Below are 14,425 nucleotides of genomic sequence, written 5' to 3'. Positions count from 1 at the left end.
ATGGCGCATCATGTCCATCGGCATGCGCGGCTGGGCTAAGGAGTTCTGACTAATGGGACTTGGTATTACGTGCCGGCCTATACCGGCCCGGCCGGCTGGATCGGCATGCGGCTCGACCAGGGCGAGACTGACTGGGACCATATTGGTGACCGGATCGCGACCAGCTGGGAGCTTGTCGCGCCCCGGCGATTGCTCGAGGCAGGTGGACGATGAACGACGAACCGGTGACATCAACGCCGCCCGAGCCGATCCCGCCCGCGCCAAGCGTCGAAACCGTCGCGCAACAGGCAGTCGAGCGCGCCGAGGCAGCCGCCACCCGCCGCCGCTGGATAACGCTTGCCGAGGTCGTCGGCATCGCCGGCCTGCTGATCGCCGCCGCGAGCCTGTGGATGAGCTGGTCCGATCACCGCGCCGACCAGCAGGAAAAGCAGGTCGAGAAAGCGAGCGAGGCAAAGGTGCGCACCCTTGTCCTGCTGACCGCGAAGCCGGAAAAGGACGGCAAGCAGCTTGCGCTGAAGGATTCGGCGCACGAGGTGCAGAGCATCGACGTACGCTTCCCCGCCTCGCTTGGCCTCGCGGCGCAATCGAGCGTGCTCGAGCCCCGCATCGAAGCCAGCTGGTTCGCCGACCCGATCCTCGCGCTGACGCATGACGGCCCCGACAAGCGCCAGGGCCGGATGCCGGTGCTGATCACCAGCAGCTATTGGGATGCCGACCAGCAGCGCAGCGACAGCGCGATCTATGATGTCGTCTGGTTCACCGAGGGAAGCTTCATGGGCGTGAGCGGCCGCTCGGTGCGGCTGAAGGGCATCCTGCTCCGCGAACGGACCGCCTCGCCTGCCCGGCTCGAGGCGATCTGGGCGGCGGAAAAGCCGAAACCGGCGGGGTGAATATTGAAACCCGTTCGCGTCGATGGCGCCCGTTCCAGGATAGTCCCGGAACGGGCGCGACCGATCACGGATCAGTGACCGAAGCGGTAGGTCAGTCCGACGCGAACGATGTTCGCCGTGGTCTTCATCCTCACGTTCACGTCGACGGGTGAACTGCCGAGCGAGTAACGCTCGTTGATGAGGGTGTTCTTGCCCAGATCCGCATAGAGATATTCGGCGCGGAACGCGATGTTGCGGGTGATGGCGAAATCGGCGCCGGCGCCGGCCGTCCAGCCGGTGCGATCCGCTTCGAAACTCTTCGAGCCGGCAAGGCTGAGCGAAGTCGACGAGCCGGTCAGCGAGCCGGAAATGTCGCCCGAGGCGACCGTCTTGACCTTGCCATAGGCAAAGCCGCCAGTGACATAGGGCATGAAACGCCCCTCGGCGACCGGCACGCCGACGCGTGCGCGGACGGTACCGAAATAGTCGAGGCTCGACACGATCCCGGCCGAGGCGGTCCCCGTCAGCACGCCGCTGGCCGCGCCCGAAAGCGAGGTCTCACCCTTGATGCCGCTGGCTGCGATATCGGCTTCGAGCCCAAAGACGATGCCGCTCGTTTGGAAATTATAGCCGATCTCGCCGCCGCCAAGGACGCCGCTGGACGTCTGGCGCGCTTCGCCGCTGAGCGTCAGGCTGTTGCTCGCGGGAGGCGTCGACATCCCGGTGCCGGTAATTGTGACGGTGGCCGGATACAGGATCTTGCTGCCGCCATAGCCGACATTGACGCCGACATAAGGACCATCCCAACGGATCGGCTCGTCGTTCGACGCCGCGAAAGCGGGTGAGGCGACGGCAACGGCCAGCGCGGAGGCAAGCAAAAGATATTTTGACATGTGTTTGTTCCCTGGGGGAATGTGTCCCGAGGAAGCGTTTCGCATCGCTGGATTCAGACTCTTATTGGTGATGTACCCATCGGTACATTTACGGATTCCGGCGGCTCGCTTTCTATTCGCTGCCGATGCGTACGTGGGAGTTGCTCACCGGATCGTCATGGGCCACAGCGCCGACCTGGAACGGCCGCGCTCCCACCACCGCAAGACTCCGTTTCTCGTAAAGGGCGCGGGCGCGGTCAGCACGGTATAGCCGCGCGGGGCACGGCCCGGCTCGAACGCCGCAATCGTCACCAGCGAACCAATATCCTCGATCCGGCGGGTGAAGGTCGCGCGGTCATTATGGTTGAGGCAATGCGCGGCGAGGTCGCCCCGTCGGGCGACCGGCAATAGAATGCGAGAAAAGTGGCGGATGCGAAGAACGACAGAGCATCGGCGTCAGCCGGCGCAGCCCGCCGCAACCGCCACGCAAGATCAGCCGACAATCTCTTCCGGCTTGAAGAAATAGGCGATTTCGATCGCCGCATTCTCGTCCGAGTCCGAACCATGGACGGTGTTCGCCTCGATCGACTCGGCGAGCTCCTTGCGGATCGTGCCGGGCTCGGCATTGGCCGGGTTGGTCGCGCCCATGACGTCACGGTTGCGCTGCATGGCATTCTCGCCCTCGAGCACCTGGACCACGACCGGGCCCGAGATCATGAACGAGACGAGATCGTTGAAGAAAGGGCGCTCGCGATGGACGGCGTAGAAGCCCTCGGCCTGCTCCCTGGTCATCTGGATGCGCTTGGAGGCGACGACGCGCAGGCCGGCCTCCTCGAGCATCTTGGTGACCGCGCCCGTGATGTTGCGGCGGGTGGCATCGGGCTTGATGATCGAAAACGTCCGTGTCGCGGCCATGGCCGTGCGGCTCCTGTACTGGTGATGATGGAAAGTCGCGGTCCCCCTAGTCGGGAGGGCGTCGAGATGCAAGCCGGGCGGGTGACGTCACCCCCTGCCGGCGCTGCCCTTCATTGACCGAGCGCCTGCCCGATGGCGCGGTCGAGCAGCGGACGGGCCATGCGTGTCCCGTCATCGGAGAGATGGTAGGTGTCGTAATAGGTCATCCGCCCATCGGGAGCGATCAGCCGGATCGCGCCGCTTCGATCGGCCAGCAGGGGCGCGACGTCGATCAGGTGAACCCTGGCGCTTTCCATGCTGTGCAGGGGCGCGAGAACCGCCAGCCTTTGCTCGCGCCGCGCCGCCGGCTCGACGAAAGGCGGCCTCAGCCCGTGCCGGATGGCGTCGCGGTTTGCCGCATCGGGCAATGAGGGAGGCTCGGCCACCAGCAGGACCTGCTTCGCGGTGCTGCCGATCTGATCAAGCGCCCGCTTCAACGCCATCGGATCGGCCTTTAATTTGGCGCCCCACGCGTCGACCAGGATGACGAGGTCAGGCTTTTTCGCGGCGATCAGCCGGGCGGTGGCCGGCCAGGAACTGTCTTCCTCGCCGGGCAATTGATTGCGACCGGCGGTACCGAGCGCATAGAGGGTGAAATGCCGGCGTCGCGCGATGGCGGCGATCTCGGTGCCGTACATCGCCGCCTGGCTGTCGCCCGAGAGGATCACCACCCCCTTTTCGCCGCCATGCACCACCGTGCCGCCGCTCGCGATCGTGCTCGGCGGCACGTCGAAATAGAGCGCCTTGCGCAGCCATATGCCCCCGCTGGCGATGACGCCGACCAGCAGCGCGGTGACCACGAACATCGGCACCCGCCGCGATCGGACGTTGAGGTACAGTCGGGCCGGACGCTCGACGAAGCGGTAGCTCAGCATCGTCAGCGCGAGCGTGAGGACGATCTTGAGGGTCGTGCGCACGGGTTCGCTTGCCGCGAACAGCTGATAATCGACCAGCGAGAAGACCGGCCAATGCCAGAGATAGAGCGAATAGGAGCGCTTGCCGATCGCGACCATCGCCGGATGCGCGAGAAACCGGAGCGGCGCGGGCCGCGCATCGCCGATCGGCGCGATCAGCATCGCCGTCCCGATCACGGGAAAGGCCGCGATCCAGCCGGGAAATCCTCCGGTGTCACGCAACAGCTCGATCGACCCGAGGATCAGCGCCAGCCCGCCCCAGACCATTGCCTGGGCCGCCCGCCCGGTCACCCGCCCGCCCCCGGCGCGATACAGCGCGAGAGACGATCCGGCGAGCAGCTCCCACGCACGGGTCGGCAGCGAATAGAAAGCGAGCGGCTGGTGGCCGGGCGTCAGCCACACGCACAGGGCGAAGCTTGCCACCGCGATGGCGGCCGTGATGACCAGCGGCCGCTTCGTGAATCGCGTGACCAGATAAAGATACAGGGGAAAGACGACGTAGAATTGCTCTTCCACCGCCAGCGACCAGTAATGCAGCAGCGGCTGCGCATCCGCCGACAGGATGAAATAGCTGCCCTGGGTCACCAGCTTCATGTTGATGAGCGACGTCGCCGCCGCCGCGCTGTTGATCCCGAGCGACGCCATGTCCTGGGCTGAATAGATGAAGCTCGCGGCGGCCAGCGTCGCCAGGATCACGAGGATCAGCGCCGGGAATATCCGCGAAATGCGCCGCTGGTAGAAACGTCCGATCGAGAATCTGCGCCGCGCGATATCGTCCATCAGGATCGAGCTGATCAGGAAGCCCGAGATGACGAAGAAGATGTCGACCCCGACAAAGCCGCCGGGCAACATCTGCCGGGCGAGATGAAACATCACGACTGACAGCACCGCGATGGTGCGCAGGCCGTCGATTTCTGGCCAATAGGCCCAGTTCGGCTGAGGCGCGCCGGGCGCCTCCGGTGTCGCACTCACCCGCATTGCGCCCCCCGAAACCGCCATTCCCGGGGGCTTTCCATATTCAGGGGCGAAAGATCAAGCAGCCTGTTCCCAGCGACCCTCGTCATTCTGCTTCCAGTAGCGGCGCTCGACGCCGTCACGGTCGGCAAGCCCCTTCCAGGCGGCGCGTGCCTCGGCGATGCGGTCGGCGTCGAAGAAGTGGAAGGCGCGCTCGAAGCCAAGCGCCTCCTCGCGCCAGATGCCGTCGGCGAGCGCGATGTTGCGGGCTGCGTTGGTCGCGTCGGCGGTGGGCGCGATCAGGATGGGCTGCGCCGCGTCACTGCCCTCCCCGGCCTGGGCATGCGCCAGGAAGCTCTCGGGGCTGTACGTCCAGAGCAGCCTGTCGAGTGCGGTCCGCTGGGCATCGCTTTCAGCGACGATCAGCAGCCGCCCGCCGGTCCCGACGACCCGCTCGGCAATGCGGGGGAGGACTCGATCGAGGGGCTGGGCCGTCAGATGGTAGAAATCGACCTGCATCTCTTGTCCGTCACCCCCCGGCTTGGCGCTCACCTCTCGAAATTGTCAGCCACGAACCGGTCGAGCAGGCGCACGCCATAGCCGGTCGCGCCCTTGTCGAAGGTCGCGCCCGGCTTGTCCGCCCAGACCATGCCGGCGATATCGAGATGCGCCCAGCGCACCCCGGCCTCGACGAAACGCTGGATGAACTGCGCCGCGGTGATCGAACCGGCGCCCCGCGGGCCGACATTCTTCATGTCGGCGATCGTGCTGTCGATCAGCTTGTTGTACGCATCGCCGAGCGGGAAGCGCCACAACAGGTCGCCCGACGCCTTGCCGGCCGCCAGCAGCTGGTCGGCGAGCGCGTCGTCATTGGCGAAGCAGCCGCCATGCTCGTTGCCGAGGCTGACGATCATCGCCCCCGTCAGGGTCGCGAGGTCGACGATGGTCTTGGGATGATGAGTCCGCTGCACCCAGGTGATCGCGTCGCACAGCACCAGCCGGCCCTCGGCATCGGTGTTGAGCACTTCGATCGTCTGGCCGGACATCGACGTCAGCACGTCGCCGGGCCGGATCGCATTGCCGTCGGGCATGTTCTCGACCAGGCCGCACACCCCGATCACATTCGCCTTCGCCTTGCGCAGCGCCAGCGTCTTCATCGCGCCGACCACCGCGCCCGCGCCGCCCATGTCCCACTTCATGTCTTCCATGCCGGGCCCGGGCTTCAGCGAGATGCCGCCGGTATCGAAGGTCACGCCCTTTCCGACCAGGGCAAGCTCTGTGTCGCCCCCGCCCGCGCCATTCCATTTGAGCGCAAGCAGCCGCGCGTCGCGCGCCGAGCCCTGGCTGACGCCGAGCAGCGCCCCCATGCCGAGCTCGCGCATCTCGGTTTCGCCGAGCACCGTCACCTCGAGCCCGAGGCCGGCGACATCGGCCAGCACCTTGGCGACGAAGCTCTCCGGGTAGATGATGTTGGGCGGCTCGGTAACGAGGGTGCGGGTCAGCTCGAGGCCCTCGGTCAGCGCCTTTTGCGGCGCCCAGGCCGCCTCGCTGCCTTCGGGAGCGTTGAGCAGGACGATCGAGGTCAGCGTCGGCTTCGCCTTTTCAGCCAGCCTGGTGCGATAGATGTCGTGGCGCCAGCCACGCTGCGCCGCGCCTGCGGCAAAGCGGGCGACCGCCCTGGGCGCAGGCGCCGCCGACGCCATGTCGACCGCCACTTCCTCGACGCCCGAGACGAGCAGCCGCGCGGTCAGCGCACCGCCGGCCCGCTCGTAATCGCTTTCGCTGCCGCCGCCGGTGCCGATCAGCAGCACCCGGCGCACGCCCTCGCCGTTCGGCACGAACGCCTCGACTACCGCTGCCGTCTCGCCATCGAAGCGGCTCGCCCGGGCGGCGCCCGTCACGACGCGCAACGCATCGGCCTCGAGCGCGCCGGTGTTCAGCCGCTCGAGCCCGTCCTTCTCGACGAGAAGGGCAAGCGTGGCGGCGGTGGCTGCGGTCGAAAAGCTGATCTGCATCGGGATCCTCTGATTGTCATTCTCTACTGAGTCGGCATCCCTCTAGGACAGCCGCACCGCGCTGGCAAAATCCGCCCCGTCGATCCTCCCGATAAACACGGGCACGATTGCAGCGCGGGCCATCGGGTGCGATAGGGCAGCATCACCCGCGACCATTGGGGCGCGCTTGGGAGTGTTTTTTCCAACGTGAAGCGTTCCGATCTTCTTCTCGGCTGTGCCCTGCCTCTCCTCTTGTGCACAGGCATGTCCGCGCATGCGCAGGATCTGCAGTTGCGGACGACACAGCCCCCGCCCCCGCCCGAAACCCAGGCGGCGAACGACGACCAGGTCCAGTTCAGCGCGAATGCGCTCGAATATGACAATGAGAACGACATCGTCACGGCGACGGGCGATGTCCGGATGTTCCGCGCCGGCGATCGGCTGCGCGCCGACAAGGTCGTGTGGAACCGCAAGACCGGCAAGGTCGAGGCGAACGGCAATGTCGCAGTGGTCAATCCCGGCGGCGACGTCGCTTATGGCGATTCGATCGAGTTGACCGATTCGCTGAAGGACGGCGTCGCCGACAATATGCTGCTCGTGCTCGAGCGCGGCGGCCGGCTCGCCGCCCGGCACGGCACCCGGGCGCTCGACGAGACGGTGACGCTCGAGGACGCAGCCTATACGCCCTGCGCCGTCACCTCGACGAGCGGTTGCCCGAAGCAACCGAGCTGGAAGATCACTGCGGTGAAAGTGGTCTACCGGCCCGAGAAGAACCGAATCTATTATACCGGCGCCCGGCTCGCCGTGTTCGGCCTGCCCTCGATCCCGTTGCCCGCTTTCTCGCATCCCGCCGGCGGGCACAGCGATTCCGGATTTCTTACCCCGGATATCAGGCTGAGCGGCGTCAACGGCCTCGAAGTCGCCCAGCCCTATTTCTTCGCGCTCGGCCCCAATCGCGCGCTGACCGTCACGCCGCGGATCTTCACCAGCGTCCTGCCGATGCTCCAGGTGAACTACAGCGCGCTCGGCGAAAAGGGCGCCTTCACCGTCGGCGGCTATGCGACCGTCAGCCGCCGCAGCGACGATTTGCTTACCCCGGTGCCGACCTCGACCGAACAGGCGTTTCGCGGCTATATCGACGGCGTCGCGCGCTATCAGCTCAGCCCCAACTGGACGGTGAGCGGCTCGCTCCGGCTGACGACTGACCGTACCTTCCTGCGCCGCTACGACATTTCCAACGACGATCGGCTGCGCAGCACCGCGAGCCTCGAGCGGGTCGACGCGAACAGCTATCTCTCGATCAGCGGCTGGTTCGTCCAGACGCTCCGGGTCGGCGATCGCCAGGGGCTCCAGCCGATCGCGCTGCCCGAGATCGATTATCGCCGGCGGATCGACGATGTCCTGCTCGGCGGCAAGCTCAATCTCCAGGCCAACAGCCTGGCGATCACCCGCAGCGGCGGCGAGGACACCCAGCGCGCTTTCGCCAGCGCCCAATGGGACCTGCGCAAGCTGACCCCCTGGGGCCAGGAAGTGACCCTCACCGCCTATGCCCGCGGCGACGTCTACAATGCCAGCGACATCGTGGACGAGCCGATTGTGAGCTATCGCGGCCGGTCCGGCGTCCATGCCCGCGCGATCGCTGCGCTCGCGGTCGATGTGAAATGGCCGTTCATCGGCTCCTTCCTCGGCGGCACCCAGCGCCTGACGCCGCGCTTCCAGATCGTCGCTGCGCCGAAGACCGAGAATCTGAGCGTGCCCAATGAGGACGCGCGCGCGGTCGATCTCGAGGATTCGAACCTGTTCGCGCTCAACCGCTTCCCCGGCTATGACCGGTTCGAGGATTCGACGCGCTTCACCTACGGCGTCGACTGGGCGGTGGATCTGCCCGGCTTCTCGCTCGATACCACGATCGGCCAGAGCTACCGGCTCGGGCAGCGCCCGGTGCTGTTCCCGCAAGGCACCGGCCTCAGCGACCGGATCTCGGACATTGTCGGGCGAACCGAGCTCCGCTTCCGCGATTTCGTCTCGATCACCGCGCGCTACCGGCTCGACAAGGACGGGCTTGCGGTGCGCCGCAACGAGATCGATGCGACGATCGGGTCGCGCAGCACCTATGTCCTGCTCGGTTATCTCAGGCTCAACCGCCATATCGACCCGACCCTGGAGGACCTGCAGGACCGCGAGGAGGCACGGATCGCCGGTCGCGTGCAGGTCACCCGCTTCTGGTCGCTGTTCGGATCAACCGTGATCGACCTGACCAACAAGGCCGAGGATCCGACCTCGCTTGCCGACGGTTTCGATCCGGTCAGGCATCGCATCGGCGTCCAATATGAGGATGATTGCCTGCGGCTCGGCTTCACCTGGAAGCGGACCTATGAGGATACCGGCGACGCCAGGGCAGGCAACAGCTTCATCTTGTCGCTGGCGTTCAAGAATCTGGGACGCTAGACGCGTGGACAGGAATCTGGATGCTGGACGCGTGCACAACGACGCCGGACGGGGGACCAGGAATCTGAGACGCCGGAGGCTTGGGCAGGAATTGGGGCCGCTAAGCGCTGGTTCAGCTACAATGGAAGATAGGCCAATTCGCCATTGGCGCGGGACGGGATTTTGAAAGACGTGATGATTTCAATGAAGAAGGCGGGCCGGAACGGACGCAGCATGGGTTTTGCGGGCGTTGCGTTGCTGGCGATCGCCGGCATGACGACCGGTCTGTCGGCGCAGACAGTGAGCGACAACACCGTTCCGCCGGTCGGCCTCGACATCCCGGACAATGTGCAGATCTTCGGCAAGCTCGATCCGAATGTCCGCAAGCCGACCGCGATCGTCAACGAAACGGTGATCACCGGCACTGATGTCGATCAGCGGGTCAACCTGATCATCGCGGTGAACCAGCTCACGCTCAGCCCCGAGGAGAAGGACAAGGTCCGTCTTCAGGTGCTGCGCAGCCTGATCGACGAGACGCTCGAGATCCAGCAGGCCAAGACGGCCGAGGCGACCGTCAGCGCTGCGGAGCTCAACCAGAGCTACCAGCGGGTCGTGCAGAATTTCCACAAGTCGAACGCCGAGATGCGCGACTATCTCACCAGCATCGGCTCCTCGGAGCGCTCGCTCAAGCGCCAGATCGAGGCCGAGCTTGCCTGGCAGCGCTATCTGCGCCGCAAGGTCGAGTCGAACGTCAATGTGAACAACGAGGAAGTCGATCGCATCCTCAAGCAGATGCAGGCGGCCAAGGGCAGCAACGAATATCACCTGAAGGAGATTTATCTCTCGGCGGGTCCCGACCGCGCGCAGCAGGTCTTCGACAGCATGCGCCAGATGATCCAGAGCATCCAGAAGGGCGAGCGGCCCTTTGAATATTATGCCCGCCTCTCCGAATCGTCGACCCGCAGCACCGGCGGCGATCTCGACTGGATGAGCCAGGCCCAGCTCACCTATCTGCCCGACAGCCTGTCGAAGGCGGCGCAATCGATGAACGTCGGCGAAATCGCCGGGCCGATCGAGGTGCCGGGCGGCTTCTCGATCCTCTATCTCGTCGACAAGCGCCAGGTGCTGACGGCCGATCCGCGCGATTCGAAGCTCACGCTCAAGCAGCTCACCGTGAAATTCCCCGCCGGCACCACCCAGGCGGCGGCCGGTGCGCGGGTTGCCGAGCTCGAAAAGGCGACCCGGGCGATGCAGGGCTGCGGCACCGCCGCGAAAGTGGCTGCCGATCTCGGCGCTGAAGTGGTCGACAATGATTCAGTAATCGTCCGCCAGCTCCCGCCCAAGCTTCAGGAGATGGTGCTGGCGATGCAGATCGGCCAGGCAACGCCCTGGTTCGGCACCCCCCAGGACGGCGTTCGTACCCTTGTGTTGTGCGGCCGCGACGATGCGGCGGGCGGCGTCCTGCCGACCGCCGAGCAGGTGACTGACCAGATCACCCAGCAGCGCGTCAATCTGCGCGCCCAGGCAGTGCTGCGCGATCTTCGCCGCGACGCGGTGATCGAATATCGCTGAGCGGGGCGCCTGACATGATCGCGCCGCTCGCGGTCTCGATGGGCGATCCCGCCGGGATTGGGCCTGAAGTCATTGCCAAGGCATGGGCCGCGCGCGATGCCGAGGGGCTGGCGCCGTTCTTCGCGGTGGGCGACGCCCGCGCGATCAGTGCCGTCTGGTCGGGGCCGGTCGCCCGGATTTCCGATCCTGCCGAGGCTGGCGCCGCCTTCAGCCGTGCCCTGCCCGTCCTGAATGTCGAGGATGGCGGCGAAATCACGCCCGGCAGACCCGATGTCGACGGCGCCCGCTGCGCGCTCCACGCCCTGGAAATGGCCGCCGGGCTCACCCGCTCGGGGCCGGCCGGCGCGCTGGTGACCGGCCCGGTTTCGAAGGCGCAGCTCTACCAGATCGGCTTCTCCTATCCCGGCCAGACCGAATTCGTCGCCGAGCGCTGCGGCATCGCCGGCGAGAATGCAGTGATGATGCTCGCCGGGCCGACCCTGCGGGTCGTGCCGATCACCACGCATGTGCCGCTCGCGAGCGTCTCCGGCCTGCTCTCGGTCGAGCTGATCGTCGCCAAGGCGCGCGCGACCGCGCGGGGCCTGATGCGCAATTTCGGCATCCTGATGCCGCGGCTCGCCTTTGCCGGCTTCAACCCGCATGCCGGGGAGAGCGGCGCGATCGGCCGCGAGGAAATCGACTTCATCATCCCCGCCATCGAGATCCTCCGCGAGGAGGGCATCGAAGCGACCGGCCCGTTCGCCGCCGACACCATGTTTCACGAGCGCGCCCGGGCGACCTATGATGCCGCGCTCTGCTGCTATCATGATCAGGCGCTGGTGCCGCTCAAGACGCTGCATTTCGACGAGGGGGTGAACATCACCCTCGGCCTGCCGATCGTCCGCACCTCGCCCGATCACGGCACTGCCTTCGGTATCGCCGGCCAGGACCGGGCTGAGCCCGGCGCGACGATTGCCGCGATCCGGCTTGCCGCCAGCGCGGCCGAGCGCCGCGCCGCCGCTGGGGCGTGACCCCGCTTCATCCCCTGCCCCCCTTGCGCGAGGTGATTGCGCGCCACGGGCTCGCCGCCAGCAAGGCATTGGGCCAGAATTTCCTGCTCGACGCCCAGCTGCTCGCCCGGATCGCACGGATTCCGGGCGACCTGACTGACGCCGAGGTGCTCGAGATCGGCCCCGGCCCCGGCGGCCTGACCCGCGCTCTGCTCGCCGCGGGCGCGCGTGTGACCGCGATCGAGCGCGACCGCCGCTGCATCCCGGCGCTCGCCGAGCTCGGCGAGGCCTTCCCCGGCCGGCTCAGGGTGATCGAGGAGGATGCGCTCGAGATCGACGCAACGGCCTTGTTCGAGGGCAGGCCGCATATCGCCTCGAACCTGCCTTACAATATCGGCACCGCCCTGCTGGTGCGCTGGCTTTCGGCCGACTGGACGCCCTGGTGGCAAAGCCTGACGCTGATGTTCCAGAAGGAAGTCGCCGAGCGCATCGTCGCGCCGACTGACGGCGAGGCTTATGGCCGGCTCGCCGTGCTCGCCCAGTGGCGCAGCAGCGCGAAGCTCGCGATGCCGGTGCACCGTTCGGCTTTTACGCCCGCGCCCAAGGTGATGTCGGCGGTTGTTCATATCGTGCCGGAGGAAGAACCGGCCGGCGTGAAGTTCGCGGTGCTTGAGCGGCTGACCGGGGCCGCCTTCGGGCAACGGCGCAAGATGCTGCGGCAGAGCCTGAAATCAGTGCCCGGCGCGATCGAGGCGCTCGAGCGGGTCGGAATCGACGCAACGCGCCGGGCCGAGACGGTGAGCGTGGCCGAGTTCGTCGAGCTGGCCCGGGCGCTGAGCTGAGCCGAACCCCTCGCCCAAAATCTTTTGTGCTTCCCCGGCGGAGCGCCCCGACAAGGCGGAATATGAAGCCTGTAGCGGCGCGTAAAAGCTGTAGGCATCCGGCGACGACCGCAAGCGTGACCGCCTGACGGAATGTCGATCGGCGCCCTTGTTGGTGATTATATTGGTGCCTGTCAGCTAGCCTCAAGCTGCTGTCCCGGATGGGTTGCTGGCGTTCCCCCGCGGAATTGCCGGGACAAGGCATGATAAAGCTTATGCTTACATATCTTGGCGCTGACGGCATCCGCGATCAGAGCTGTGGCGATGAGCGGCAGGATCATTGTCCGGTCTGCCGTCATTTCCATCATGATGATGACCGAGGTCATCGGCGCGCGTACCACGCCCGTGAAATAGCCGACCATGCCCAGCAAGACGATGGCGCCCGCAGGGCTGCCGGGAAAAACGACCGAGATTAATTGGCCAAGCCCTGCACCGACAGATAGTGCGGGCGCAAAGATGCCGCCGGGCGCACCGCTCAGCGCCGTCGCTATGGTCGAGACAAATTTAGCCGGTCCGAAGATCATTGGCGCACTGTGGCCCGCCAGCAGCAATTTGGTTGCTTCGTACCCCGTCCCCCAGCTCAGGCCGTCCGTTGTCCATCCGGTCATGGCAACGACAAACCCGCACAGTGCTGCAAGCAAGACTGGGCGGGATCTGATGGCCATCAGCCATGACTTTCCCGGCATCGTCATGGCAATCAGGCTGCGTGAGAATAAGCCGCCCAGAATACCTCCGGTTATTCCCGCTATGGGGGAAACGACGAACATGGTGCGCAGCGGCATCCCGCCCTCCATCGCGCCGAAGTAGACATAATCGCCGGCCAGGCCGAGGCTCACCAGCCCCGAGATCATCACAGCCAGCATCACCATCACCGCGACCTTCTGCTCGAAGGCAGCGGCCAGTTCCTCGATGGCAAAGGCGACACCAGCCAGTGGTGTATTGAAAGCGGCGGCAACGCCGGCAGCGCCGCCGGCGATGATCACGCCGGCTGTGATCGGCACGCGAAACCAGCGATGGACAGCCACCATCAGCGCGGCGCTGATCTGCACGGTCGGCCCTTCGCGGCCCACCGAACCACCGGCCAGCAGCATGGCGATCGTGCCGGCCAGCTTGGCCCATGCCGTCTTGAGCGACACGAGATCGCCATTCGCATGGCGCTCGGGATTGCGGCCGGCGGCCATGACTTGCGGAATGCCCGACCCGCGCGCCGCAGGGAAGGAATGGCGCGTCACATGGACAACGGTTGCGAAAACCAGCGGCGTGACAACAAATGGTGCGTAAGGTGAAATCGCCACCAAGTGAAGGAAGAGCTTCTGCGCGACCTCGCCCATTCGTGCGAAAATGATCGCAGCCAGGCCAAGCGTCACTGCACCGATGATAGCTGCTAAGCGGTTATGAACAACGGCAACATGCCTGTAAGCCAGCAAGGTTGGAAGACGTTTGGGCATATGCTTGCCTTAGACCGCAGCATTGCTCCCGCCAATGCAATCTGTTGGGTCGCGGCCTAGGCCTGCCGGGTCGCCTCCAAAGCCAGCGCCTTCAGCGCTTCAATGTCGTTCGGCAAAAGCGAATTGGCCGTGTCCATGGCCTGCTTCACTGCAAGGCGTGGCCCGCCGGACGGATACTGAAAGCTGATCCGGCGATCGGGCATGGATCGGTTCGATTCAACTTCGGGAAAGAGTGTGAAATGAGCGCGAGCGGGCGAATGCGTCCCGGTTCCGTCCTGCTCTTTGACATGACCGGTTTTTCAGCCAGCGGCGCTGCCCTTCCAACTGGCCCGCTGTTCCCCGCTGTTCCTCGCTGTTCCTCCCGCTGATATCGTCGCTGTTCCCCCGCTGTTATTCCGCTGTTATTCGATAACAGCGGGATTGCCGATAAACTCCTGATAATAATCAGGAAAATCGAGCGCAAAATCCAACATAACAGCGGCGAAAACTGAACGACTACCGGCTGGCGCCGGTAGGTTCGGTTGGAGTGGCTGAAGCCTTTTCAATTGGGG

Annotated in this window: 14 protein-coding genes; 6 read left to right on the top strand and 8 right to left on the bottom strand. The window is 65.7% G+C overall.

The annotated features are described in order from the left end of the window. The first annotated feature begins 69 nt into the window (after nt 1-69). Nucleotides 70-213 (top strand): hypothetical protein, encoded by a 144-nt coding sequence (locus ABD050_RS13540; RefSeq protein ID WP_343889913.1) that lies wholly within the window; start codon nt 70-72, stop codon nt 211-213. After that, entirely contained in the window at nt 210-890 is a 681-nt protein-coding gene (locus ABD050_RS13535) for a hypothetical protein (RefSeq protein ID WP_343889911.1), read from the top strand. Before ABD050_RS13540 ends, ABD050_RS13535 begins: the two co-directional genes overlap by 4 nt. Nucleotides 891-961: 71 nt before the next feature. On the opposite strand, the gene ABD050_RS13530 is transcribed toward ABD050_RS13535, so the two are convergent. The 6 genes from ABD050_RS13530 to ABD050_RS13505 all read right to left on the bottom strand — a co-directional run bounded on the left by ABD050_RS13530 (nt 962) and on the right by ABD050_RS13505 (nt 6,578). Beyond that, nucleotides 962-1,762: an outer membrane protein gene (locus ABD050_RS13530; protein ID WP_343889910.1), complete on the bottom strand. Its 801-nt coding sequence runs from the start codon at nt 1,760-1,762 to the stop codon at nt 962-964. A 144-nt stretch (nt 1,763-1,906) separates the two neighbouring features. After that, nucleotides 1,907-2,149 (bottom strand): hypothetical protein, encoded by a 243-nt coding sequence (locus tag ABD050_RS13525; protein ID WP_343889909.1) that lies wholly within the window; start codon nt 2,147-2,149, stop codon nt 1,907-1,909. Between the two features lie 84 nt (nt 2,150-2,233). Next, nucleotides 2,234-2,656 carry a nucleoside-diphosphate kinase gene (ndk, locus tag ABD050_RS13520; protein ID WP_343889908.1) on the bottom strand — a complete coding sequence of 141 codons (423 nt, stop codon included), beginning with the start codon at nt 2,654-2,656 and terminating at the stop codon, nt 2,234-2,236. 110 nt (nt 2,657-2,766) lie between these two features. Continuing rightward, entirely contained in the window at nt 2,767-4,608 is a 1,842-nt protein-coding gene (locus ABD050_RS13515; RefSeq protein ID WP_343889907.1) for an acyltransferase family protein, read from the bottom strand. A 33-nt stretch (nt 4,609-4,641) separates the two neighbouring features. After that, complete coding sequence (locus tag ABD050_RS13510; RefSeq protein WP_343889915.1) at nt 4,642-5,082, bottom strand: DNA polymerase III subunit chi; 441 nt, start codon at nt 5,080-5,082, stop codon at nt 4,642-4,644. Nucleotides 5,083-5,111: 29 nt separating this feature from the next. Continuing rightward, nucleotides 5,112-6,578: a leucyl aminopeptidase gene (locus ABD050_RS13505; protein ID WP_343889906.1), complete on the bottom strand. Its 1,467-nt coding sequence runs from the start codon at nt 6,576-6,578 to the stop codon at nt 5,112-5,114. Nucleotides 6,579-6,821: 243 nt separating this feature from the next. Here ABD050_RS13505 and ABD050_RS13500 point away from each other — a divergent pair, with 243 nt between their 5' ends. The 4 genes from ABD050_RS13500 (at nt 6,822) to rsmA (ending at nt 12,387) form a co-directional block, all read left to right on the top strand. Next, on the top strand, nt 6,822-9,005 hold the full coding sequence (locus ABD050_RS13500) for an LPS-assembly protein LptD (protein WP_343889905.1): 2,184 nt from the start codon (nt 6,822-6,824) through the stop codon (nt 9,003-9,005). 213 nt (nt 9,006-9,218) lie between these two features. Then, the gene (locus ABD050_RS13495) at nt 9,219-10,556 is read left to right on the top strand and encodes a peptidylprolyl isomerase (RefSeq protein ID WP_343889904.1); all 1,338 of its coding nucleotides are present in this window, start codon (nt 9,219-9,221) and stop codon (nt 10,554-10,556) included. A 14-nt stretch (nt 10,557-10,570) separates the two neighbouring features. Beyond that, nucleotides 10,571-11,566 carry a 4-hydroxythreonine-4-phosphate dehydrogenase PdxA gene (gene pdxA / locus ABD050_RS13490; protein WP_343889903.1) on the top strand — a complete coding sequence of 332 codons (996 nt, stop codon included), beginning with the start codon at nt 10,571-10,573 and terminating at the stop codon, nt 11,564-11,566. 14 nt (nt 11,567-11,580) lie between these two features. Further along, entirely contained in the window at nt 11,581-12,387 is an 807-nt protein-coding gene (gene rsmA / locus ABD050_RS13485; RefSeq protein WP_343889914.1) for a 16S rRNA (adenine(1518)-N(6)/adenine(1519)-N(6))-dimethyltransferase RsmA, read from the top strand. A 173-nt stretch (nt 12,388-12,560) separates the two neighbouring features. On the opposite strand, the gene ABD050_RS13480 is transcribed toward rsmA, so the two are convergent. Beyond that, nucleotides 12,561-13,874 (bottom strand): chloride channel protein, encoded by a 1,314-nt coding sequence (locus ABD050_RS13480; RefSeq protein WP_343889902.1) that lies wholly within the window; start codon nt 13,872-13,874, stop codon nt 12,561-12,563. Between the two features lie 56 nt (nt 13,875-13,930). Further along, complete coding sequence (locus ABD050_RS13475) at nt 13,931-14,077, bottom strand: hypothetical protein (RefSeq protein ID WP_343889901.1); 147 nt, start codon at nt 14,075-14,077, stop codon at nt 13,931-13,933. Between the last annotated feature and the right edge of the window lie 348 nt (nt 14,078-14,425).

This window comes from Sphingomonas oligophenolica, from assembly GCF_039522915.1.
In the GTDB taxonomy this organism is placed as follows: domain Bacteria; phylum Pseudomonadota; class Alphaproteobacteria; order Sphingomonadales; family Sphingomonadaceae; genus Sphingomonas; species Sphingomonas oligophenolica.
The sequence above is the reverse complement of the archived record's forward strand: the minus strand, read 5'-3'. Positions and strand labels throughout refer to the sequence as shown.